General features: G+C 69.2%; 20 protein-coding genes. 10 read left to right on the top strand and 10 right to left on the bottom strand.

Features of this window, described 5'->3' with window-relative positions; translation table 11 throughout:
* Positions 1–93: 93 nt before the first annotated feature.
* Positions 94–1,095, bottom strand: coding sequence for an alpha/beta fold hydrolase (locus G369_RS0102575; protein WP_020722929.1), 1,002 nt, complete (start codon positions 1,093–1,095; stop codon positions 94–96).
* A 26-nt stretch (positions 1,096–1,121) separates the two neighbouring features.
* Here G369_RS0102575 and G369_RS0102570 point away from each other — a divergent pair, with 26 nt between their 5' ends.
* Positions 1,122–1,892 carry a 3-hydroxybutyrate dehydrogenase gene (locus G369_RS0102570; RefSeq protein WP_026346151.1) on the top strand — a complete coding sequence of 257 codons (771 nt, stop codon included), beginning with the start codon at positions 1,122–1,124 and terminating at the stop codon, positions 1,890–1,892.
* Between the two features lie 48 nt (positions 1,893–1,940).
* On the opposite strand, the gene G369_RS0102565 is transcribed toward G369_RS0102570, so the two are convergent.
* Both G369_RS0102565 and G369_RS0102560 read right to left on the bottom strand, forming a co-directional pair.
* Entirely contained in the window at positions 1,941–2,651 is a 711-nt protein-coding gene (locus G369_RS0102565) for an SIMPL domain-containing protein (RefSeq protein WP_019652409.1), read from the bottom strand.
* A gap of 79 nt (positions 2,652–2,730) precedes the next feature.
* Positions 2,731–3,090, bottom strand: coding sequence for a hypothetical protein (locus G369_RS0102560; protein WP_019652408.1), 360 nt, complete (start codon positions 3,088–3,090; stop codon positions 2,731–2,733).
* Positions 3,091–3,263: 173 nt separating this feature from the next.
* Between G369_RS0102560 and ompR the strand changes: the two genes are divergently transcribed.
* Positions 3,264–3,995 carry an osmolarity response regulator transcription factor OmpR gene (gene ompR, locus G369_RS0102555; protein WP_007837017.1) on the top strand — a complete coding sequence of 244 codons (732 nt, stop codon included), beginning with the start codon at positions 3,264–3,266 and terminating at the stop codon, positions 3,993–3,995.
* A 74-nt stretch (positions 3,996–4,069) separates the two neighbouring features.
* Positions 4,070–5,494, top strand: a complete 1,425-nt coding sequence (locus tag G369_RS0102550) for a sensor histidine kinase family protein (RefSeq protein WP_019652407.1) — start codon at positions 4,070–4,072, stop codon at positions 5,492–5,494.
* Between the two features lie 29 nt (positions 5,495–5,523).
* Here the strand turns inward: G369_RS0102550 and ispF are convergent, their stop codons facing one another.
* Both ispF and ispD read right to left on the bottom strand, forming a co-directional pair.
* Complete coding sequence (gene ispF, locus G369_RS0102545; protein ID WP_019652406.1) at positions 5,524–6,015, bottom strand: 2-C-methyl-D-erythritol 2,4-cyclodiphosphate synthase; 492 nt, start codon at positions 6,013–6,015, stop codon at positions 5,524–5,526.
* Complete coding sequence (gene ispD, locus G369_RS0102540; protein WP_019652405.1) at positions 6,012–6,734, bottom strand: 2-C-methyl-D-erythritol 4-phosphate cytidylyltransferase; 723 nt, start codon at positions 6,732–6,734, stop codon at positions 6,012–6,014. The genes ispF and ispD overlap by 4 nt, the downstream gene beginning before the upstream one ends.
* Positions 6,735–6,852: 118 nt before the next feature.
* Here ispD and mfd point away from each other — a divergent pair, with 118 nt between their 5' ends.
* Genes mfd through G369_RS0102525 form a run of 3 tightly spaced genes read left to right on the top strand, consistent with a single transcriptional unit; the run spans position 6,853 to position 12,121 of the window.
* Entirely contained in the window at positions 6,853–10,335 is a 3,483-nt protein-coding gene (gene mfd / locus G369_RS0102535) for a transcription-repair coupling factor (RefSeq protein ID WP_019652404.1), read from the top strand.
* A complete protein-coding gene (gene serB / locus G369_RS0102530) occupies positions 10,332–11,042 on the top strand; it encodes a phosphoserine phosphatase SerB (RefSeq protein WP_019652403.1) in 711 nt (236 codons plus the stop codon). The genes mfd and serB overlap by 4 nt, the downstream gene beginning before the upstream one ends.
* Positions 11,039–12,121: an Ldh family oxidoreductase gene (locus tag G369_RS0102525; RefSeq protein ID WP_019652402.1), complete on the top strand. Its 1,083-nt coding sequence runs from the start codon at positions 11,039–11,041 to the stop codon at positions 12,119–12,121. Before serB ends, G369_RS0102525 begins: the two co-directional genes overlap by 4 nt.
* A gap of 7 nt (positions 12,122–12,128) precedes the next feature.
* Here G369_RS0102525 and G369_RS0102520 read toward each other — a convergent pair whose 3' ends face one another.
* Entirely contained in the window at positions 12,129–12,452 is a 324-nt protein-coding gene (locus tag G369_RS0102520) for a DUF6172 family protein (protein ID WP_019652401.1), read from the bottom strand.
* Positions 12,453–12,514: 62 nt separating this feature from the next.
* Between G369_RS0102520 and G369_RS0102515 the strand changes: the two genes are divergently transcribed.
* Positions 12,515–12,742 carry a hypothetical protein gene (locus G369_RS0102515; RefSeq protein WP_019652400.1) on the top strand — a complete coding sequence of 76 codons (228 nt, stop codon included), beginning with the start codon at positions 12,515–12,517 and terminating at the stop codon, positions 12,740–12,742.
* 16 nt (positions 12,743–12,758) lie between these two features.
* Here the strand turns inward: G369_RS0102515 and G369_RS0102510 are convergent, their stop codons facing one another.
* Positions 12,759–13,946, bottom strand: a complete 1,188-nt coding sequence (locus tag G369_RS0102510; RefSeq protein ID WP_019652399.1) for an aminotransferase-like domain-containing protein — start codon at positions 13,944–13,946, stop codon at positions 12,759–12,761.
* A 121-nt stretch (positions 13,947–14,067) separates the two neighbouring features.
* Between G369_RS0102510 and nth the strand changes: the two genes are divergently transcribed.
* The gene (gene nth, locus G369_RS0102505; protein WP_019652398.1) at positions 14,068–14,715 is read left to right on the top strand and encodes an endonuclease III; all 648 of its coding nucleotides are present in this window, start codon (positions 14,068–14,070) and stop codon (positions 14,713–14,715) included.
* A 35-nt stretch (positions 14,716–14,750) separates the two neighbouring features.
* A complete protein-coding gene (locus G369_RS0102500; RefSeq protein ID WP_020722928.1) occupies positions 14,751–15,608 on the top strand; it encodes an Ivy family c-type lysozyme inhibitor in 858 nt (285 codons plus the stop codon).
* A 15-nt stretch (positions 15,609–15,623) separates the two neighbouring features.
* Here the strand turns inward: G369_RS0102500 and G369_RS0102495 are convergent, their stop codons facing one another.
* Positions 15,624–17,186: a methyl-accepting chemotaxis protein gene (locus G369_RS0102495; protein ID WP_019652396.1), complete on the bottom strand. Its 1,563-nt coding sequence runs from the start codon at positions 17,184–17,186 to the stop codon at positions 15,624–15,626.
* 146 nt (positions 17,187–17,332) lie between these two features.
* On the opposite strand from G369_RS0102495, the gene G369_RS0102490 reads away from it, so the two are divergent.
* Positions 17,333–20,086, top strand: coding sequence for a LuxR C-terminal-related transcriptional regulator (locus G369_RS0102490; RefSeq protein ID WP_080647788.1), 2,754 nt, complete (start codon positions 17,333–17,335; stop codon positions 20,084–20,086).
* 30 nt (positions 20,087–20,116) lie between these two features.
* Here the strand turns inward: G369_RS0102490 and G369_RS0102485 are convergent, their stop codons facing one another.
* Both G369_RS0102485 and G369_RS0102480 read right to left on the bottom strand, forming a co-directional pair.
* Positions 20,117–20,674, bottom strand: a complete 558-nt coding sequence (locus G369_RS0102485) for a histidine phosphatase family protein (protein ID WP_019652394.1) — start codon at positions 20,672–20,674, stop codon at positions 20,117–20,119.
* Positions 20,671–21,465: an adenosylcobinamide-GDP ribazoletransferase gene (locus G369_RS0102480; protein WP_019652393.1), complete on the bottom strand. Its 795-nt coding sequence runs from the start codon at positions 21,463–21,465 to the stop codon at positions 20,671–20,673. The genes G369_RS0102485 and G369_RS0102480 overlap by 4 nt, the downstream gene beginning before the upstream one ends.
* Between the last annotated feature and the right edge of the window lie 39 nt (positions 21,466–21,504).

The following is a 21,504-nucleotide window of genomic DNA, read 5'->3' as shown; positions in this document are numbered from 1 at the left end:
ACCGCCTCTGACGCGGTTGCCGTCTGCAGACTCGATGAATCGCGCTTCACGCTTCGCTCACTCACTTGCTCAAATCAGTCAATCGGCTGCGGATCAGTCGAAAAGGAACCTGGTGACGACTGCTATCTGAGCGGGATCGACGAAGGTCGGCGCATGGCCCACGCCTTCGAACTCGACCAGCGTGGCGTGCGGTCCGCGCTGCGTCATGGCCACGGCCGTGTCGCGCGACAGGAGGTCCGATTCGGCACCGCGGGTGAGAAGCGTGCGCGCCTGGATGGCGTCGTACAGGCTCCACATGATCGCACCGCCCTGCGCAGCGGCTTCCGGCGTGATCGCACGAAGCGCCACGCCGATGGCCGGGTCGTAGTGAAGCAGCCAGCGGCCGCCTTCGCCAGGTTCGTCGCCCCGTGCCTCGACCTTCGCCGAACCATCGGACGTGCGCTGCGAGGCAGGCACCACCATGTGCTGCGACAGCGCCAGCCACTGCTGCGGCGTGTGCGGACCAAAGGTGGTCGACAGCGCCCACATGGCATCGGCCGCCGCCTGCACGCTCTCGTAGCTGCCGCTCTTGCCGACGTAGGCGCCGATGCGCTGAAGCGCCACCGGCTCGATGGTCGGGCCGACGTCGTTCGCGACGAAGCGGCGGATGGGCCGCGCCAGCGGCAATTCCTTGTGGCCTGCCAGCACGAAGCCGATGAGCCCGCCCATGCTGGTGCCGATGTAGTCGAGCGTGCCGATCGGCTGCTCGCGATGCAGTCGGGCGATCAGCGCGACCATGTCGGCCGCATACACCGGCACCTGGTAGAGAGATGGATCGCGCAGCCAGTCGCTGCGCCCACGGCCCACCACGTCCGGGCAGACCACGCGCACGTCGCCGCCAGCACGCTCCACGATGGACTGGGCCAGCAGGTCGAAATCGCGCCCCTGCCGGGTCAGTCCATGCACGCAGACCACGACGTGTTCGCTGCCCGCGTCGCCCCATTGCCAATAGGCCATGCGGTGGCCGCCCTGGGCGTCATCGCACGCCACGTGATGAAGCGTCGGTTCGGTCATGGAAACGAAGGTGTCCTGGTGCGGATAATTGTCTCGTCGCATCCTAATTCATCCGGAGATTGATCTTCATGCTCAAAGGCAAAACCGCGCTTGTTACGGGGTCCACCAGTGGCATCGGCCTCGCCATCGCCAAGTCCCTCGCCCAGCAGGGCGCAGACATCGTGCTCAACGGCTTCGGCGATTACGCCGCGCCCAAGTCCGAGGTCGAGGCGCTGGGCGTGCGCGCCGAGTACCACGGCGCCGACATGAGCAAGCCCGAGCAGATCGAGGACATGATGAAGTTCGCCGCGTCGAAGTTCGGCCGCGTCGACATCCTGGTGAACAACGCCGGCATCCAGCATGTCGCCAAGGTGGAAGACTTCCCGCTCGAACGCTGGGACGCGATCATCGCGATCAATCTCACCAGCGCCTTCCACACCACGCGGCTGGCAATCCCCGCGATGCGCGAGGCCAACTGGGGCCGGGTCATCAACATCGCCTCCGCGCACGGACTGGTGGCGTCGGCGCAGAAGTCGGCCTATGTCGCGGCCAAGCACGGCATCGTCGGCCTGACCAAAGCGGTCGCGCTGGAAACCGCGACCACGGGAGTCACCGTCAACGCGATCTGCCCCGGCTGGGTGCTGACTGCGCTGGTGCAGAAGCAGATCGACGACCGCGCAGCGCGCGAAGGCATCACCGTCGCGCAGGCCCGGAACGACCTGCTTGGCGAAAAGCAGCCTTCGCTGCAGTTCACCACCGTCGAGCAACTGGGCGGCCTGGCCGTCTTCCTGTGCTCGCCGGCTGCCGATCAGGTCCGTGGCCAGGCCTGGGCGATGGACGGCGGCTGGACTGCCCAATAGAGGGTAGCCCGCCGGCGGGGACCTGCCCTCTCTATCTATATATGGGCTCTACTTGAGCTGCACGGAGCCCGACACCGTCACCACCACGGCGGTCTTGCCGGCCTCGACCGGCACCGCCGAATCGGCGGAGGAGAAGGACTTGGCCTGCACCGCCATCATGCGCGGGCGGATCGGGCCGTTGTCGCTCGCGTTCACCGACACCTCGCGCAGCGTGTAGCCGCCGAAGCCGAAGCCCTTGGCCAGTTCGTTGGCCTTCTGCTTGAAGTTCTCGATGGCGATGTTCTGCGCCTCGGTCTCGGTCTTGGCCCTCTGCTCGCGGCTCAGGCCGAAGCCGACATTGCCGACGTTGAGCGTGGTGATGCGCCCTGCCGTCTGGGTGATGCGGGGGAAGTCGCGGCCTTCGAGCACCAGCTCGGTCGAGCCCTGCCAGCCGTTGATCTTGCCTTCCTTCGTGTAGCGCGGCGACAGGCTGAAGTTGCCGGTGCGCACGTCGAGCTGACCGGTCTGGGCGTTCTTCTTCGCCTCGGACAGCGCGGCGTCGAGCGCGGCCTTCAACTGGGTCTGCACGGTGGCGGCGTCGGCGGCATCGCGGGTGGTCACGAGGGTCATGCTCAGCATGTCCTGCTGGACTTCGACGGTGCCCGATGCCGTCAGCTGCAGCACGTTCTGGGGCGCGGGCGCGACGACGTTCTGGGCCAGCGCGTTGCCGGCGGCAGCCAGGGCGGCGCAGGCCGCAAGCAGTTTGATCTTTTTCTTCATGGCGAAGTACTCCCGATGTTGGTATGGAAAGGCAGGCGCCGGGCTTGCCGCGGCAGGCCGCAGGCGCATCGATGCCGCATCAGCGGCGCTGGCTGCGCGGCGCCAGCGGCAAAGTGCCCACCGCGGGCGGCGGCACCGGCACGATGCGCTCGGCCGGCTGCGATTCTGCCGAATTGAGCAAAGCACCCGCGGCGGGCGGGGCCCATTGGCCGCGTACCTGCTGGCGCAGTTCGAACAGCTCGGCGGGCGTGAGGCGCCTTCCGGCGATCGCTTCTCCGCGGCGCTTCTCCTCGCGCTGCTCGGCACGGTGGGCGGCGACGGCGTCGCGGACTTCGTTGCGTCTTGCCTCGCCGACCCGGAGGAAGTCGCCGGAAACCGCCAGCGACGGGCCGCAGGCGAAAACGAGGATGAGCGGCAGTGCGGGGAAAGGACGTCTCATTGAGGCGAAAGTCATCGGTACACGCGACTTTGCCACTGCCGGACTAACGTCGAATGACCAGACCGCGAGTGTCCGCAAGTTTTGTAACTTAGTGTCAAACCCCAAGCAAATCCGGCTCAACCGGACCGCAACGCCTTCAGAATCGGCGCTGTTACAAATTCGACGTTGTAGAAATGACTCAAGTTCCCGCTCGCACCGACAAGATCGTGATCGTCGACGACGACGCCCGCATCCGCGACCTGCTGCGCCGCTACCTGACGCAGGAAGGCTTCGAAGTGATCGTGGCCGAGGACGGCAAGGCGCTCAACCGCATCCTGTTGCGCGACACGGTCGACCTGATCGTGCTCGACCTGATGATGCCCGGCGAGGACGGCCTGTCCGTATGCCGCCGCCTGCGTGCCGCCAACGACCGCACGCCGATCATCATGCTCACCGCCAAGGGTGAGGACGTGGACCGCATCGTCGGCCTCGAAGTCGGCGCCGACGACTACCTCGGCAAGCCTTTCAACCCCCGCGAACTGCTGGCCCGTGTGCACGCCGTTCTGCGCCGCCGCCCGCCGCTCGAGGCGCCCGGCGCCCCCTCCACCGAGAACGAGACCGTCACCTTCGGCCCGTTCGCCTTCGACCTCGGTTCGCGCACCCTGAAGAAGGATGGCGAAGAGCTCTCGCTGACCACCGGCGAGTTCGCGATGCTGAAGGCGCTGGTGCGCCATCCGCGTCAACCGCTGTCGCGCGAGAAGCTGGCGCAGCTGGCGCGCGGCCGTGAGTTCGAGCCTTTCGACCGCAGCCTGGACGTGCAGATCTCGCGCCTGCGCAAGCTCGTGGAGTCCGACGCCGCTGCGCCCCGCTACATCCAGACCGTCTGGGGCGTGGGCTACGTGTTCGTGCCGGACGGCACGGCCTGACGCCACGTTGAAAGGTGGCCGTCGGCCAACCCCCCAGACCCGGCGCTGCCCAGGAGGACGGCGCGCAGGTCACGATGCCCAGCCCGCTCGAAGCGAGCTCGCAGCGTGACCGCCGCCCCGGCCTCAAGCTGGGCTTCAGCCTTTTCTGGCGCACCTTCTTCCTGCTCGCTCTGCTGCTGATCGGCTGCACGGTCGCCTGGCTGCAGACTTTCCGCTCGCTCGAATACGAGCCGCGCGCCATCCAAACGGCGCACCAGATCGCCTCGCTCGTGAACCTCACGCGGGCTGCGCTGGTGTACTCCGACGCCATCACCCGCGTGTCGCTGATCAAGACGCTGGCCGACCAGGAGGGCGTGCGCATCCTGCCGCGCGAGCCCAACGACCGCTTCCAGCCCTACACCAGCGGCGCGCTCGACCTGCGCGTGACCGAGGAGCTCATCGAGCAGCTCGGCGAAGGCACGACCGTGGCAAGCCGCGTGAACGACGAGGCGGGCCTGTGGATCGGCTTCACCATCGAAAGCGACACCTACTGGCTGCTGCTCGACCCGACCCGCTTCAGCCGCGTGGGCGGACGCACCTGGCTGGTATGGCTGAGCACCGCCATGGCGCTGTCGCTGGCGGGTGCGGCGCTGATCACGCGGCTCATCAACCTGCCGCTCAAGCAGCTGTCGCGCGCGACCATGCAGGTGCGCGAAGGCGAGTACGAGGCTCACCGCCTCGACGAGCGCGCCCGCACCAACGAGATCCGCGCGGTCAACATCGGCTTCAACCGCATGGCGGACCAGCTCGCCAAGATCGAGCAGGACCGCGCCATCATGCTGGCCGGCATCTCGCACGACCTGCGCACGCCGCTGGCCCGGCTGCGGCTGGAAACCGAGATGAGCGTGGCCGACGAGGACGCGCGCGACCACATGGCCGCCGACATCGCCCAGCTCGACGCGATCATCGACAAGTTCCTCGACTACGCGCGGCCCGACCACGTCGACCCCAAGCCGGTGCTGCTGCGCGACGTGGTCGATGCCTGCACCTACGCCGTGCAGGACTACGAGGAGATGAACATCAAGGTCGAGGTGCCGCCCGACCTGCGCGTGATGGGCGACGAGGTCGAGCTCACGCGCGTCATCTCCAACCTGGTCGAGAACGCGCGCCGCTACGGCAAGACGCCCTCCACCGGCGTGGCCGACGTGACGATCCAGGCGCAGGCCAACAACGACGCGGTGCTCATCAAGGTGCGCGACCACGGCGCGGGCGTGGAGCCGGCCCTGCTCGCGCAGCTGACCAAGCCCTTCTTCCGCGGCGACACCGCACGGACATCCGCGGCCGGCGCGGGACTGGGCCTGTCGATCGTGGCGAAGAACATCGAGCGCATGGGCGGCACCTTCGCGCTGACGAGCACGCCGGGTCGGGGTCTGGCGGCGCACATCCGCATGCCGCGCGCGATGCCACCCGGCACCAAGCCCGGCGAACCGCAGGGCGGCAGCGGAAAGAAGCCCGCCTGACTGGTGGCCGCCGGCCGCGCTGGTCTTGCTTATCTGTGGAGAAGAACGGCCGCGCGAGCCTCCATCGCTCGGCCCTCGCCCACCGGGCCGAGCTTCTCGGCGGTCTTGGCCTTCACGTTCACCTGCTCCAACGCCACGCCCAGCGTGTCGGCGATGCGCTGGCACATGAGCGGAATGTGCGGCGCGAGCTTGGGCGCCTGCGCGATCACCGTGCTGTCGACGTTGCCGATCTCCCAGCCCGCGGCACGCACCCGGCGCGCCGCCTCGGCCAGCAGCACGGCCGAATCGGCGCCGCGGAACTGCGGATCGGTGTCCGGAAAGTGCCGGCCGATGTCGCCGAGCCCCGCGCCGCCCAGCAGCGCGTCGGTGATGGCATGCAGCAGCACGTCGGCGTCCGAATGGCCGAGCAGGCCGGTGGTGTGCGGCACTTCGATGCCGCCGAGGATCAGCTTGCGCCCCGCCACCAGCTGATGGACGTCCCAGCCTTCGCCGATGCGGATGTTGAAAGTCGCTGCGGTCATGCCAGCTCCTTCCTGCGGCCCAGCAGCACGGCCTCGGCCAGGGCGAAGTCTTCCGGAAAGGTGACCTTGAAGTTCTGGGCGCTTCCGGGTACCAGCAGTGGCGACAGTCCGATCGCCTCGATGGCGCTGGCCTCGTCGGTGACGGCGTCGCCGGCGCGCTCCAGCGCGTCGAGCAGCATGCCGATGCGGAACATCTGCGGCGTCTGCGCCAGCCACTTGTCGGCGCGCGGCAGGGTCTGCGCCACGCGGCCTTCGGTGGTGGACGACTTCAGCGTGTCGGCCAGCCGCTGAGCCAGCAGGCCGCCGACGGCATCGTGCTCGCAGGCGGCGATGAGCGCCTCGATCTGGCTGGAGGTGACGAGGCAGCGGGCCGCGTCGTGCACCAGCACCCAGTCGTGCGCGCCGGCGCCCTTCTGGCGCAGCGCCGCGAGACCGTTGCGCACGGTGGCGGCGCGGGTCACGCCGCCCACGCGCAGCAGGTACTCGTTCTCGGCCGGAAAGCGCGGCAGCACCGCGTTCACGTCCCGGTCGTCCGGCGACACCACCAGCGCCAGCCCGGCGAAGCGCCCCGACATCGCGCGGAAGGCCTCCAGCGTATGGGCCACCATCGGCGGGCCGGCCAAGCGCCGGTACTGCTTGGGTTGCGTGGACTGCGCATGCCCCGCGCGATGGCCGGAGCCGGCGCACGGGATCAGCACGAAGAGTCGGGAAGAGGACATGGGGCCCAGCGTCGGCCGTGGCCGACAAGCGGATAAAGGGCCGCCATTCTAGAATTGCCCGTTACGCACACCCCTCGCCAGCCGGCGCGGGGTGTTGTGCATTTCCATCAAGCGTTCCATGGACCTCCCCCACCTCACGGCGGGCAAGCGATTCACGCTGCCGCGTCCTCCCTTGTCGGCAGATGCCTTGCTGCTGGCGCAACTGGCCATGCGCGAGAAAGCCGCCGGGCGCGCTACCGCGATGTTCACGGCCGACGCCAACGACGCCCAGCGCCTGATCGACGAGATCGCGTTCTTCGCCCCCGACCTGCGCTGCGCCCTGTTCCCCGACTGGGAGACGCTGCCCTACGACAGCTTCTCGCCTCACCAGGACCTGATCAGCGAGCGCCTGGCCACCCTCTGGCGCATCAGCCAGAAAGAGGCCGACGTGGTGCTGGTCCCCGCCACCACCGCGCTCTACCGGCTGGCGCCGCCCTCCTTCCTGGCCGGCTACACCTTCCACTTCAAGGCGAAGCAGAAGCTGGAGGAATCGAAGCTCAAGGCCCAGCTCACGCTGGCCGGCTACACCCACGTGACGCAGGTGGTGAGCCCCGGCGAATACGCGGTGCGCGGCGGCCTGATCGACCTGTTCCCCATGGGCTCGCTCGTGCCCTTCCGCGTCGACCTGTTCGACGACGAGATCGACACCATCCGCACCTTCGACCCCGACACCCAGCGCAGCCTCTACCCGGTGCCCGAGGTCCGGCTGCTGCCGGGCCGCGAGTTCCCGATGGACGACGACGCGCGCGGGCGCTTCCGCAGCCGCTGGCGCGAACTGCTCGAAGGCGACCCGACCAAGAGCCGCGTCTACAAGGACATGGGCAACGGCGTGGCCACCGCCGGCATCGAGTACTACCTGCCGCTGTTCTTCGACGAGACGGCCACCGTGTTCGACTACCTCGGCGCCGACGCCACCGTGGTGCTGCACGGCGACCTGGAACCAGCCTTCCAGCATTTCTGGCAGGACACCAACGAGCGCTACCGCCTCGTGCGCGGAGACCCCGAGCGCCCCGCCCTGCCGCCCGAGGCGCTGTTCCTGAACGCCGAACAGTTCTACCAGCGCGCCAAGCCGCATGCGCAGCTCGCCATCCGCGGCGACGTGGACACCGACACGCCCTACGCCGAGTTCGACAGGCTGCCGCCCTTTGCCGTGGTGCGCGGCGCCGAAGACCCGCTGGTCGGGCTGAAGGCCCACATCGCGAAGACGCCGCACCGCGTGCTGCTGATCGCCGAGAGCGAAGGCCGCCGCGAGAGCCTGCTCGACTTCCTGCGCGCCAGCGGCGTGAATCCACCGGCCTTCGATTCGCTGGCCGAGTTCGAGGCGTCCGGCGACGAGAAGACGGGCATCGCCACCGCCGCGCTGGCCTCTGGCTTCGCGTGGCGCGAGCAGGGCATCGACTTCGTCACCGAAACCGAACTCTTCGCCACCGCGCCCACCACGCGCCGGCGCAACAAGAAGCAGGAGCAGGTCAGCGACGTCGAGGCGCTCATCAAGGACCTGTCGGAGCTCAACGTGGGCGACCCGGTGGTCCACAGCGCGCACGGCATCGGCCGCTACCGCGGCCTGATCCACATGGACCTGGGCCAGGGCAACGGCCCCGACGGCAAGCCGCTGCTGCAGGAAATGCTGCACCTGGAATACGCCGACAAGGCCACGCTCTACGTGCCCGTGAGCCAGCTGCACCTGGTCAGCCGCTACACCGGCGTCAGCGCCGACGAGGCACCGCTGCACAAGCTGGGCTCCGGCCAGTGGGAAAAGGCCAAGCGCAAGGCCGCCGAGCAGGTGCGCGACTCGGCCGCCGAGCTGCTCAACATCTACGCCCGCCGTGCGGCGCGCGAAGGCCATGCCTTCCGCTACTCGCCGGCCGACTACGAGGTGTTCGCCAACGACTTCGGCTTCCAGGAGACCGCCGACCAGAAGGCGGCCATCCACGCCGTGGTGCAGGACATGATCTCGCCGCAACCCATGGACCGCCTCGTGTGCGGCGACGTGGGCTTCGGCAAGACCGAGGTGGCGCTGCGCGCGGCCTTCATCGCCGTCACCGGCGGCAAGCAGGTGGCCTTCCTCGCGCCCACGACGCTGCTGGCCGAGCAGCACTACCAGACGCTGGTCGATCGCTTCGCCAAGTGGCCGGTGAAGGTGGCCGAGATGAGCCGCTTCCGCTCCGCCAAGGAGGTCGCCGCCGCCGCCAAGGGGCTGGCCGACGGACAGGTCGACATCGTGGTCGGCACGCACAAGCTGCTTTCGCAGTCGGTCAAGTTCAAGAACCTGGGCCTGCTCATCATCGACGAGGAGCATCGCTTCGGCGTGCGCCACAAGGAGGCGATGAAGGCCATGCGCGCCGAGGTCGACGTGCTCACGCTCACCGCCACGCCGATCCCGCGCACGCTGGGCATGGCGCTCGAAGGGCTGCGCGACCTGAGCGTGATCGCCACCGCGCCGCAGCGGCGCCTGGCCATCAAGACCTTCGTTCGCAACGAGGGCACCGGCGTGATCCGCGAGGCCGTGCTGCGCGAGCTCAAGCGCGGCGGGCAGGTCTACTTCCTGCACAACGAGGTCGAGACCATCGAGAACCGCCGCCAGAAGCTGGAAGAGATCCTTCCAGAGGCGCGCATCGCCGTGGCCCACGGCCAGATGCCAGAGCGCGAGCTGGAGCGCGTGATGCGCGACTTCGTGGCGCAGCGCCACAACCTGCTGCTGTGCTCGACCATCATCGAGACCGGCATCGACGTGCCGACCGCCAACACCATCGTGATCAGCCGCGCCGACAAGTTCGGCCTGGCGCAGCTGCACCAGCTGCGCGGGCGCGTCGGCCGTTCGCACCACCAGGCGTACGCCTATCTCATGGTGCCCGACACCGAGGGCCTGACCAAGCAGGCCGCGCAACGGCTCGATGCCATCCAGCAGATGGAGGAGTTGGGCTCCGGCTTCTATCTCGCCATGCACGACCTGGAAATCCGCGGCACCGGCGAGGTGCTGGGCGAGAACCAGAGCGGCAACATGATGGAGATCGGCTTCCAGCTCTACAACGAGATGCTGAGCGAGGCCGTGCGCGCGCTGAAGGCCGGGCAGGAGCCCGACCTGCTGTCGCCGCTGTCGGTCACCACCGAGATCAACCTGCACGCCCCCGCCCTGCTGCCCGACGACTACTGCGGCGACGTGCACCTGCGCCTGTCGTTCTACAAGAAGCTGGCGACGGCGAAGACGCCCGACCAGATCGACACGCTGCTGGAGGAAATCGTCGACCGCTTCGGCAAGCTGCCGCCGCAGGCGCAGACGCTGATCGACACCCACCGCCTGCGCGTGCTCGCGCGGCCCTACGGCGTGGTGAAGGTCGACGCCGCGCCGGGCATCATCAACATCACATTCAAGAAGGATCCGCCGGTGGACGGCATGGCCATCATCCAGCTGATCCAGAAGAACAGGCACATCAAGCTAGCCGGCAACGAGAAGCTGCGCATCGAGCGCGAACTGAAAGAACCCAAGGACCGGGCCCAGATGGTGCGCGACGTGCTGCGCAGCCTGGGCCAGCCCACCGTCAAGGAAAACGCCACCGCATGAGCGCTACTGAAATCTCCCCCGGCCTCGTCATCCAGCGCGTGAAGCCGCCGCTGAAGCTCGCCGACTTCAAGCTGATCGCCTTCGACATGGACTCGACGCTGATCAGCATCGAGTGCATCGATGAGATCGCCGATGCCGTCGGCAAGAAGGCGGAGGTGGCCGCGATCACCGAAGCCACGATGCGCGGCGAGATCAAGGACTTCAAGGAAAGCCTGCGCCGCCGCGTGGCGCTGCTCAAGGGCGTGCCGGTCGAGGCGCTGCAGCAGGTCTACGACGAGCGCCTGAAGCTCAACCCCGGCGCGGCCGAACTGGTGTCGGCCTGCAAGGCGGCCGGCCTCAAGGTGCTGCTGGTGTCGGGCGGCTTCACCTTCTTCGCTAACCGCGTGAAGGACCGCCTGGGCATCGATTTCGCACGCTCCAACCTGCTCGACGAGGCCGACGGCAAGCTCACCGGCGAGGTGGTCACGCAGAGCTGGGGCGACATCTGCGACGGCGCCGAGAAGCGCCGCACGCTGCTGGAGGTGGCCTCGCTCATGGGCATCTCGCCGCAGGAAACGATCGCCGTGGGCGACGGCGCCAACGACCTTCCGATGATGGGCGAGGCCGGCCTCTCGGTGGCCTACCACGCCAAGCCGAAGGTGCGCGAGCAGGCCATGGTGGCCATCAACGAAGGCGGCCTCGACCGCGTGCTGGAAATACTGAAATGACCGACGCCGCCGCGCCTGCTTCATCGGCTCCTCTCTATCGCGCCGAAGCGCTCGTCGCCTATGCGGACGCCCTGCTGCAGAAGGCCGGCCTCGCCGCGCCGAAGGCGGCCGTGGTCGCGCGCACGCTGGTCGAAGGCGACCTGCTGGGCCACGACACGCACGGCCTCGCGCTGCTGGCGGGGTACGTCAAGGAGCTGGAATCCGGCGGCATGACGCGCGACGGCGCGCCCGAAGTGCTGTCCGACCGCCCCGCCGCCGTGCTGTGGGACGGCAGGCGCCTGCCCGGCCCGTGGCTGATGGACCAGGGCATGAACCTGCTGGTGCCGCGTGCGCGCGAGCTGGGCACGGCGTCGCTGGTCATCCGGCGCAGCCACCACATCGCCTGCCTCGCCGTCTACATGCTGCGCGCGCTGCACGAAGACATGCTGATGCTGCTGGCCTGCTCCGACCCCAATGCCGCCAGCGTCGCGCCCTTCGGCGGCACGCAGGCGGTGTTCACGCCGAATCCGCTGGCCATGGGCTTTCCGCTGTCGCAGGGCGGCGTGATGGTCGACATCTCGGCCTCCATCACCACCAACGGCATGAGCAACCGCAAGCGCGCGGCCGGCGAGACCTTCGCCGAAGAGTGGCTGATCGACGCCGCCGGCAAGCCCACCAACGATCCTCAGGTGCTGTTCGACCAGCCCCCCGGCACGCTGCTGCCCGTGGGCGGACTGAGCCACGGCCACAAGGGCTATGGCATGGCGCTGCTGGTGGAGACGCTCACGGCCGGCCTCGCGGGCCACGGCCGCGCCGACCCGCCAGAGGGCTGGGGCGCGACGGTGCACGTCACGCTGCACGACCTGAGCGCCTTCGGCGGCAAGGAAGCCTTCCTGCGCCAGATGGACCATGTGGCAGCGCAGTGCCGCGGCAATGCGCCCATCGACCCGGCGAAGCCTGTGCGGCTGCCGGGCGAAGGCGGGTTGAAGCGTCGGGAATTGCAGTCGAAGGACGGGGTGCGGCTGCACCCCTCGATCGCGCGCTCGCTGCAGGATGCGGAGCAGCGCCACGGCCTGCGGCTGGCGCAGGCGCTGGTCTGAGCGGGGCTCAGCCTTCCTCGGGCGATTCGGATTCCGGCGAGCCGGCCGGGCGCGCCTTGCGCTGCGCCGGCTTGGCGAGGATCTCGATGTAGAACTGCTTGCCGCCCTCCTTCACCACGCCGTCGATCAGGCCGGTGATGGCGGAAAGGTGGATGACTTCGGCGGATTCCTGCGACGTGCCGAAGCGGCAGTCGAAGTCCCAGTAGTCCACGCCCTCGGGTAGTTCGCGGCGCCGCTCGCGCTTGATGTACTTGCGGATCTCGTGCTTGATGGCTTCGAGTAGACGGTCGGGGTGCTTGCCCTCGACCTGAAGCTGGAAGGTTTTTCTCATGGGTGATCCTAACCCGCTGTGTACAGTCGCCTCATTCCACGGACAACAGGACAGGTGACGACATGGCGCGCGCGAACGACTGGGCAAGCAAGGTGATGGCATTGATCAACGGCGGCAACCCCAGCGCGGCCATCGCGCAGATCAAGGTCGCGCCCTCGGTCAAGGATTTGAAGGCGCTGCAGACGATCATGACGCTGTCGAAGATGAAAGGCCGCTATCCGAACGTGGATGCGGCCATCACGGACAACCTGGACCTGCTCGCGGCGCCCCGGCTGCACCGGTCGCCCTGAGCCCTGCGCGGGCCTCTTACAGGGCCTGGCCGAGGCGCTTCACACCCTCTTCGATCTTCGCCACGTCGGCCGTGGCGAAGCTCAAGCGCAGCGTGGCGACATCGGGCTTCTCCGCGAAGAACGGCGCGCCGGGCACGAAAGCCACCAGCTTCTCGATGGCGCGCTTGGCCAGTTCGTTCGCATCGGCCAGCTTGCCGTTGGCGCCCGTCAGGCGGGCCCAGAAGAACAGGCCGCCGTTGGGCTGGGTGAAGCTCACCGCGTCGCCCAGCTCGCGCTTGAGCGCCGCGCCCATGGCCTGCGCGCGCTGGCCGTACACCTCGCGCACATGGGCCAGCGTGGCGGGCATGCGGCCGCTCTTTAGGTACTGGGCGGCCGTGGCCTGCGAGAAGGTGCTGGTGTGGGCGTCGCTGAACTGCTTGCACATGGTGGCCTTGGCCAGCAGCTCGGGCGGGGCGATCATCCAGCCGATGCGCAGGCCGGGGCTCAGCACCTTGCTCAGGCTGCCGCAATGCGCCAGCAGCTCGCGGCTGCCGGGCACGTCCTTGCTCAGCGCCATGATCGAGGGCGGCGGGGCCTCGCCGAAGTAGAGGTCGCCGTAGGGGTCGTCCTCGACGATCAGCGTCTGGTACTTCACGGCCAGCTCGAGCACCTTCTTGCGGCGCTCCAGGCTCAGCGTGGCACCGCTGGGGTTGCCGAAGGTGGGAATGAGATACACGAGCTTGGGCTTGTGCTCGGCGATGAGCTTTTCGAGCTCGTCGGTCTTCACGCCGTTGGCGTCGACGGGTGCGCTGACGAGCTGCGCGCCGTACAGGCGGAAGCACTGGATGGTGGCCAGGAAGGTCGGGCCCTCGACGATCACCTTGTCGCCGGGCGAGATCATGGTCTTGCCCAGCAGGTCCAGCGCCTGCTGGCTGCCGGTGGTGACGATCAGTCCGCTGGGGTCGACGTCGACGCCCTTGGTCTTCATGAACGAGCTGAGCTGGCTGCGCAGGGGCTCGTAGCCTTCGGTGGCGCCGTACTGCAGGGCGCCGCCGGGTTCCTCGGCCAGGGCCTTCTGGCTCGCCTCCTTGAGGCCTTCGACGTCGAACATGGCGCTGTCGGGGAAGCCGCCCGCGAAGCTGATGATGCCGGGCTTGCCCAGCAGCTTGAAGAGTTCGCGGATGGCGGAGGTCTCGACGTTGTCGAGGCGGGAGGCGAATTGCATGGTCGGTCTCACTTTCTGGGGTTGCATTGTCGCCAAAGCGCGGTCAATAAAGCTGCGTAAGGCCATCCGCTTTCGACGATATATTGCGGCTGGCGGCCTTGCCTGCCCCTTCCGAAGCCCCATGAAAAAAGACAACATCCCCCTCTTCTTCGCCACCCTGCAGGCGGCCAACCCCGAACCCGAGACCGAGCTGGAATACAGCACCCCCTTCGAGCTGCTGGCCGCCGTGCTGCTGTCGGCCCAGGCCACCGACGTGGGCGTGAACAAGGCCACCCGCAAGCTCTTTCCCGTGGCGAACACGCCTCAGGCCATCCTGGAACTGGGCGTGGAAGGGCTGGAGGAGTACATCAAGACCATCGGCCTGTACCGCAGCAAGGCCAAGCACCTGATCGAGGCCTGCCGCATCCTGGTCGAGAAGCACGGCGGCGAGGTGCCCCGTACCCGCGCCGAGCTGGAGGCCCTGCCGGGCGTCGGGCGCAAGACGGCGAACGTGGTGCTCAACGTGGCCTTCGGCGAGGCGACGATCGCGGTCGACACGCACATCTTCCGCGTGGGCAACCGCACCGGCCTGGCCCCCGGGAAGACGCCGCTGGAGGTGGAACTCAAGCTCGAGAAGCGCGTCCCACCGGAGTACCGACTGCACGCCCACCACTGGCTGATCCTGCATGGCCGCTACATCTGCGTGGCGCGCAAGCCGCGCTGCTGGGAATGCGCGGTGGCCGCCTTCTGCGCCTACAAGCCGAAGACGCCCGCGCCCAAGTCGCCCTGAGACAAGAGAACGAAACAACGACAACGAAAAGACGAATGACGAGACGCCAGACCACAGCGAAGACGACGAACGACTCCCGAGCCCTGCTTCTTGCCGTGCTGGCCGCGCTGCTGCCGGCCGCTGCCTGGTCGCAGCAGGGTGGCCAGCAGCTTCCCAACTACGTCGGGCAGTACACCGGCCGATGGTCGGCCGACTGCGCGAACAACTCGGCCGCCGCGCTGCAGGTCCGGGAGGATTCCCTGATCGCCGAAAGCGGCAAGCGCCGCGTGGTCACCCGCGAGCCGCAGACGGTCCACAGCCTCTTCGGCAACAGCCCGCCGCCTGCGGGCTTCGACGTGGCGCTGGTGGGCGAGACGGACAAGGCCGGCGCGCTGACCTTCCTCGTCTACCGCAGCCCGCGCGGCCAGTACGTCACGCTCGATGCCGACAAGCCCCTGGCCGGCCAGCTCGGCCCCGAGATGATGAAGCTGCGCTACTGGCGCTGCAACGGCGCCGCCCGCGCGCTGCCGCCGCCACCCGAGCCTGCCGCCAAGGTGCCGCCCCCGCCCACCGGCAGCCCCGCCGCGCTGGCGCGCGGCCCCGCCATGCAGAAGGCCTGGCGCACCGCCCTGGGCACGCGCGAGACCGAGCCATGGCTGGTGCGCCGCGAAGGCCCGGCGCCCGAGCCGAAATGGGTGACCGTCGACGGCACGCGCTACCTGCTGCACGCCTTCTGCAAGCCGCACGACTGCTACGACAACAACGCCATCGCGCTCTACGACCAGGGCTCCGGCCGCATCTATGGCCTGGTGCAGCGCAACGGCGGCAACCGCCTGCTGGGCTCGCCGCCCGCCGCGCTCGCGCCGCAGCTCGACAAGCTCTGGCGCGAGCAGTGGCGCAGCAAGTCGAACTGACCGCGGCCGGCCCGCTCAGGCCAGCTTGAACATCCGCACCGCGTGCACCAGCCCCGCGGCCTGGTCGTTCATCGACTGAGCTGCGGCCGAGGCCTGCTCGACCAGCGCCGCGTTCTGCTGGGTCGTGCGGTCCATCTGCTTGATGGCGTCGTTGACCTGGCCGATGCCGGCGGCCTGCTCCTGGCTGGCCGCGGTGATCTCCGCCATGATGTCCGTCACCCGGCGCACGCTGCCCATGATCTCCTCCATGGTCCTGCCGGCCTGGTTGACCAGCGTGCTTCCCGCCTCCACCTCGCCCACCGAGTCGCCGATCAGCGTCTTGATCTCCTTGGCCGCCGCGGCCGAGCGCTGCGCTAGGCTGCGCACCTCCGAGGCCACCACCGCGAAGCCGCGCCCCTGCTCGCCGGCACGAGCCGCCTCCACAGCCGCGTTGAGCGCGAGGATGTTGGTCTGGAACGAGATGCCGTCGATCACGCCGATGATCTCCACCACCTTCCTCGACGATGCGTTGATGGACGCCATCTTCTCCACCACCTGGTCGACCACCGCCCCGCCGCGCGAGGCCACCTGCGAGGCGGAGTCGGCGAGTTCGTTGGCCAGGCGAGCGTTGTCGGCGTTCTGCCTGACGGTGCCGGTGAGTTCCTGCATGGCCGCCGCCGTCTGCTCCAGCGAGCTGGCCTGCGCCTCGGTGCGCGACGACAGGTCGCGGTTGCCCGAGGCGATCTGGCTCGATGCCGAGGCGATGGAATCGGTGCCCTCGCGCACCTGACCCACCACCTTGGCGAGCTCGTCGTTCATCGAGCGCAGCGCGCGCATCAGCATGCCCGACTCCGAGGCGTCGGCCACCTCGATGCGGGCCGTGAGATCGCCCGACGCCACCTGCTGGGCCACGGTCACGGCCTGGCCCAGCGGCCGGGTGATGGAGCGCGTCATGCGGAACGCCAGCAGCAGCCCGCCGGCCATCGAGGCGCAGCTGATCCACACGATCATCCACTTGGCGCGCTGGTAGGCGGCCTGGGTCGACGCGGTGCTTTCGTCCGCGCCCTTCCTCAGCAGCGCCTGGAAGGCCGAGGCATGCGCCAGCACCTGGTTGAGCAGCGGCATGCATTCCTGGGTGAGCACCTTCACGGCCGCGTCGGTCTGGCGCGAGGTGGCGAGCCCGACCACGTTCTTCGCGATCGGCAGGTACTGCGCCTCGAGCGCGCCGAGCTTCTCCAGCATCCTGCGCTCGTCGGGCGTCGCGGCATCCGGCGCGGCCATGACCGCGGCCAGGCTCTGCAGGCCGGTGTCGATCTCGCGCTGCGAGCTGCCGACCAGTTCGATGTCACCCTTCTGCGCGGCCGGATCGGACACCAGCGCCAGGTTGCGCGCCGCGATGGCCCGCTTGCCGATGGCGGACTGCACGTTGTTGAGCTCGTTGAGCTTGCGTTCGCCGACCTCGGTGGCGAAGGCCACGCGCTCCGACAGATGCGCCATCTCGCGCAGGCCGATGCCGGTGATGACGAGCTGAAGCAGCAGCAACAGCGCAAATCCCAGCCCTAGGCGGGCTCCGATCCTGAGATTCGAAAGATCGAACATGAGGCGTTCTCCAGTCTTGTTTGCGGGGGCTCCGCCGAGTCATCGGCATCGCCCCTGCACGCCACCCCACCCCCGAAGGGTGGGGATGGGCAAACCCTCGAATATGGGATTCGATCCGCTTGCGGGATGACTCAGAATCCGCACGGATGCAACCTGTCCCCATACCCGGTACGCCGGCACTGCGCACGCGAAGCCGCCGACTGCTGGTCCGCCGAAGCCTGCTCGAAAGGCTCGACGGGCCGGACACCCGACGGTGCGTGGTGCTGCGCGCGCCAGCCGGCTTCGGCAAGAGCTCGCTGCTGCTGACCTGGCAGCGCGAACTGGTCTCCGCGGACGCGGGCATCGCCTGGCTCAGGCTCGCCGACCTGCCCGAAGGCGACCTGCACTTCATGACCGGCCTGATGTCGGCGCTGGCGGGCATCGACTCCGTCATTCCCCGGCAGGCGATGGCGCACGCCGTTCCCGACGCACTCGCCATGGAGCGCATGGTCATCGCGCTGGTACGGGGCATCGCGGCGCACGGACGCAGGGTGGTGCTGATCGTGGACGACGTGCAGCGCGCGCAGAGCGGCCTCGTGCTGCACGCGCTGCAACTGCTCGTGGAGTACGCGCCGCCCAACCTGATGTGCGTCTTCGCCAGCCAGGACGAACTGCCGATGACGCTGGCGCACGCCCCGGCGTCCAAGACGGTGCTGGAACTGCGCAACGACGACCTGCGCTTCAGCCTGCCGGAATCGATCGACTACCTCGGCATGCGCCTGCCCCGGCTCGACGAGCGCGCCGCCGCGGCGATCCATCGGCTGACGGAAGGTTGGCCGGCCCTGCTGCGGCTGGCCAGCGCCGACGTGCGCCGCCGGCGCAGCGTACAGTCGCCGCTGGTGCACGGGGTGGCCGACCCGGAGCCCTTCGCCGCCTACTTCGACGCGCACGTCTTCCCGCGCCTGTCCGAGACCCAGCTGCGCCTGCTCACCTTCTGCGCCGCCGCCACCCGCTTCAGCGCCCCGCTGTGCGCCGACCTGGCCGGCGAAGGCTTCACGCCGGCCATGTGCGCCGAGCTTCTGGAACCGCTGGTGCACGAGGGCCTGCTGTCGCTGGTGACCGAAACGCCGGAGACGGCCCCCCACGAGCGCTGGTGGCACATGCATCCGCTGCTGCGCAGCGTGCTGCTGGTGCGTTTCGAGGCCTGGCCCGAAGCCACGCGCCTGCGGGTGCATGCCACGGCCTGCCAGGCCTTCGCGATCCGCGGCATGCACCATCAGGCGGTACGCCACGCGCTGGCGGCCGACGACCACGACACCGCTGCCCGGCTGGCCGTGCGGGGCGCGGAGGCGCTTTTCACGCGAGGCCGGATGAGCGAGGTGATCGCGCTCATGCGCCAGATCGACCCCGGAAAGATCGGCGACAACGCAAACCTCGCTCTCTGGATTGCCTGGGTCGAGCTGGCCGACTACCGGCTCGACGACTGCGCCCGCAGCATCGAGCGGCTGCGCCAGATGCCCGGCGCGCTCGACCCCGCCATGCGCTACCGGCTGACGCTGCTCGGCTGCCTTTTCGCCATCCGCAACGACGACAACGACGCGCTCTCGTGGCTGCTGCCCGAACTGCTGGCACCGCCGCCGGCGGCCGACGAGTTCGCGCTCGCCGGGCGACGCAACGTGCTCACCTGGCTGCACCTGCACCGCGGCGAATTCGAGGAAGCGCGGCGCATCCAGCGTGACGAGCCGGCGCCGCGCATCGATGGCGAGCCGGTCGCCGGCACGCTGTTCGGCTCGCTGGTGGGCCAGTGCCTGGTCGGGCTTTCATACGCCATCGAGGGCCACATGCACCGGGCCGAGCGCATCTACCGCCAGGTGCTGGCGGAGGCGCAGGAGCGCGGCGCCCGCTGCCGCGAGGCCGCGCGGCTGACCGCCCAGCTGCTGGTCGAGGTGCTGTACGAGCAGCAGGGCCCGCTCGCCGCCGCGCGCTTCATGCAGGAACAGCTCGGCACGCACGACGGCCTGATCCCCGACACCACCCTGCGCATGATGATCGTGGCCAACCGCGCTCAGCAGGCCGCCGGCCGCTGGACCGAGGCGCTCGAGCAGCTCGCGCAGGCCGGCGGCTTCATGCGGCGCTTTGCCATGGACCGCGCGCTGGCCTGCGTGCTGCTGGAACAACAGGGCATCCAGCTCGCGACCGGCGACGCCGACGGCGCGCGCGAGTCGTTGCGGGAGATGGAGGCGCTGCACGCCAGGCACCCGGGCGTGGGGCCGGGCACCCTGCGGCGCATCGCCGACATCGTGGAGCGCGGACGCATCCGCATGGCGATGCACGACGGCGAGCTTCCCGATGCGCTGGAGAAGATCGAACGCCTGTCCAACCACTACCAGCAGCGCGGACAGGTCGGCCTCGTCGCCTCCCTGCAGATGCTGGCAGCGGAGGTCGAACACAGGCTCGGCCGCGCCGAGGCCTCGAGAACGCGCGTCTGCGCGGCGCTGCGACTGGGGCACCGGCTCGGGCTGATGCAGACCCTGCTGAGCGCGCACGGCAATGCGCTGTCGCTCATCGTCTCTGCCGCGGCCATTCCCAATCTCGATCCGGTGCTCGGCTTCTTCATCGAGCGGATCGAGTCGCTGGCCCGCTTGCAGCGCGACGCGCGTGCCGAGCCGCCGCCCATGCCGCTGCTGCGCGACGACCGGCGCCTGACGCGCCTGCTCACCCTGCGCGAGGCAGAGATCGCCGAGCTGCTGCTGCAGTCCCTGCCCAACAAGAAGATTGCCCTCACCCTCGGACTGTCGCTGGACACGGTCAAGTGGCACCTGAAGAACATCTACCTGAAGCTGGACGCTCACGGGCGAAGCGCCGTCGCGCGGCGCATGCGGCAGGAGCTCGAACGCGACGACGGGGGGCGTTCGGGCTAGGGCCTGCCGCGCCTGTCGGGTCAGGCTGGGTCAGCCCGGATTGTCGAAAACCAGCCAGCCGCCGAAAGGCATCTCGCCGGACGGCCAGTCGCTGGCCGAAGCCGGGCAGCGGATGCCGCGCCGCAGCAGGCTCACGGCGCGCAGCACCCCGGCATGCGTGACCCACAGCGTGTCGCGCGGCTGCGCCAGCCACTCGTCGTGCGCCTCGGCAATGCGCGACATGAAGGTACGCACGCTCTCGCCGTGCGTGCCGGCGCGCAGGTCGGCGAAATCGGCCGTCCAGGCATCGAAGTCTTCACGCGGGATGTCGGCCCACGGCCGGCCCTCCCAGGCGCCGAAATCCATCTCGGCCAGCCGCGCGTCCCGCGTCACCGACAGGTCCGGGCGCAGCGCGGCGATGGCCTCGGCCAGCGCGACGCAGCGCCTGAGCGGAGAGCTGCACAGCAGCACGTCGGCCGGCAGCAGCGGTGCGATGCGGCGGGCGGCGGCCAGCGTGGCATCGGCATACGCTTCGAGGTCCGTCGCCCCGTAGCAGAGGCCGGGTTCCGCCACGACCGGCGCGTGGCGCTGGAGCCAGAGCGTGCTCATGCCTTCCAGGCCAGCGCGAGGTAGATCGCGAGCTCGCAGACCTGCTGGGTCGCGCCCAGCCCGTCGCCGGTGAAGCCCTGCAGCCGCCGCATGAAGAGCCGGGCCATCCAACCTGCCGCCAGCATGGCCGCGAGCACCGCCGCCGCGACGTGAACCGCGTCGTGTGCCTGCAGCAGCAGCGCCACGGCGGGCACCGTCCACACGATGGCGATGAGCAGCGCCCCCGGGCTGATCGCATCCGCCAGCGGCTTGGCCTTGCTCGCGCCGCTGTCGCCCACGTAGGGCAGCCAGCGGATCAGGAAGAGCGGCATCAGCCGCGACAGCACATGCGCGCCGACGACGGCGATCGCCGCCGCCTGCAGACCCCGCCCCGCCAGCGCGGCGAGCAGCGCGAACTTGAGTCCGAGCGCCAGCACCAGCGCCACTGCACCGAAGGCGCCGATGCGCGAGTCCTTCATGATCTCCAGCGCCCGCTCGCGGCTGGCCGATCCGCCCAGGCCGTCGGCCACGTCGGCCAGCCCGTCTTCATGGAAGGCGCCGGTCAGCATCACGGTGGCGACGGTGCTGAGCACCGCGGCGGCCAGTGCACCCGCCACGCCGGGCAAGCCCCAGGCCACGCCCGCGAACACCAGCGCCGCCGCCCCGCCCGCCAGCCAGCCGATGCCCGGCAGATGCGCCGCGCTCGCGCGCAGCATCTGCGGGCTGAAGCCGACCCACTCGGCCAGGGCGCCCGTCACCGGCACCCGGGTGAAGAACTGCAGCGCGAGCAGGAAATGGCGGATGCCGCTCATCGGGGAACCTCCGTGCTTCGCACTGCGGTGCGAGCTTGC

Origin of the sequence: Variovorax atrisoli 110B (genome assembly GCF_000382045.1) — a bacterium.
In the GTDB taxonomy this organism is placed as follows: Bacteria; Pseudomonadota; Gammaproteobacteria; order Burkholderiales; family Burkholderiaceae_C; genus Variovorax; species Variovorax atrisoli.
Note: the sequence above shows the minus strand (reverse complement) of the source record. Positions and strands in the feature narration are given on the sequence as shown.

Bases quoted from the DNA above. Each gene is read 5' to 3' on its own strand.
- G369_RS0102575 (WP_020722929.1), bottom strand. From the start codon at position 1,095: ATGCGACGAGACAATTATCCGCACCAGGACACCTTCGTTTCCATGACC.
- G369_RS0102570 (WP_026346151.1), top strand. From the start codon at position 1,122: ATGCTCAAAGGCAAAACCGCGCTTGTTACGGGGTCCACCAGTGGCATC.
- G369_RS0102565 (WP_019652409.1), bottom strand. From the start codon at position 2,651: ATGAAGAAAAAGATCAAACTGCTTGCGGCCTGCGCCGCCCTGGCTGCC.
- G369_RS0102560 (WP_019652408.1), bottom strand. From the start codon at position 3,090: ATGAGACGTCCTTTCCCCGCACTGCCGCTCATCCTCGTTTTCGCCTGC.
- ompR (WP_007837017.1), top strand. From the start codon at position 3,264: ATGACTCAAGTTCCCGCTCGCACCGACAAGATCGTGATCGTCGACGAC.
- G369_RS0102550 (WP_019652407.1), top strand. From the start codon at position 4,070: ATGCCCAGCCCGCTCGAAGCGAGCTCGCAGCGTGACCGCCGCCCCGGC.
- ispF (WP_019652406.1), bottom strand. From the start codon at position 6,015: ATGACCGCAGCGACTTTCAACATCCGCATCGGCGAAGGCTGGGACGTC.
- ispD (WP_019652405.1), bottom strand. From the start codon at position 6,734: ATGTCCTCTTCCCGACTCTTCGTGCTGATCCCGTGCGCCGGCTCCGGC.
- mfd (WP_019652404.1), top strand. From the start codon at position 6,853: ATGGACCTCCCCCACCTCACGGCGGGCAAGCGATTCACGCTGCCGCGT.
- serB (WP_019652403.1), top strand. From the start codon at position 10,332: ATGAGCGCTACTGAAATCTCCCCCGGCCTCGTCATCCAGCGCGTGAAG.
- G369_RS0102525 (WP_019652402.1), top strand. From the start codon at position 11,039: ATGACCGACGCCGCCGCGCCTGCTTCATCGGCTCCTCTCTATCGCGCC.
- G369_RS0102520 (WP_019652401.1), bottom strand. From the start codon at position 12,452: ATGAGAAAAACCTTCCAGCTTCAGGTCGAGGGCAAGCACCCCGACCGT.
- G369_RS0102515 (WP_019652400.1), top strand. From the start codon at position 12,515: ATGGCGCGCGCGAACGACTGGGCAAGCAAGGTGATGGCATTGATCAAC.
- G369_RS0102510 (WP_019652399.1), bottom strand. From the start codon at position 13,946: ATGCAATTCGCCTCCCGCCTCGACAACGTCGAGACCTCCGCCATCCGC.
- nth (WP_019652398.1), top strand. From the start codon at position 14,068: ATGAAAAAAGACAACATCCCCCTCTTCTTCGCCACCCTGCAGGCGGCC.
- G369_RS0102500 (WP_020722928.1), top strand. From the start codon at position 14,751: ATGACGAGACGCCAGACCACAGCGAAGACGACGAACGACTCCCGAGCC.
- G369_RS0102495 (WP_019652396.1), bottom strand. From the start codon at position 17,186: ATGTTCGATCTTTCGAATCTCAGGATCGGAGCCCGCCTAGGGCTGGGA.
- G369_RS0102490 (WP_080647788.1), top strand. From the start codon at position 17,333: ATGCAACCTGTCCCCATACCCGGTACGCCGGCACTGCGCACGCGAAGC.
- G369_RS0102485 (WP_019652394.1), bottom strand. From the start codon at position 20,674: ATGAGCACGCTCTGGCTCCAGCGCCACGCGCCGGTCGTGGCGGAACCC.
- G369_RS0102480 (WP_019652393.1), bottom strand. From the start codon at position 21,465: ATGAGCGGCATCCGCCATTTCCTGCTCGCGCTGCAGTTCTTCACCCGG.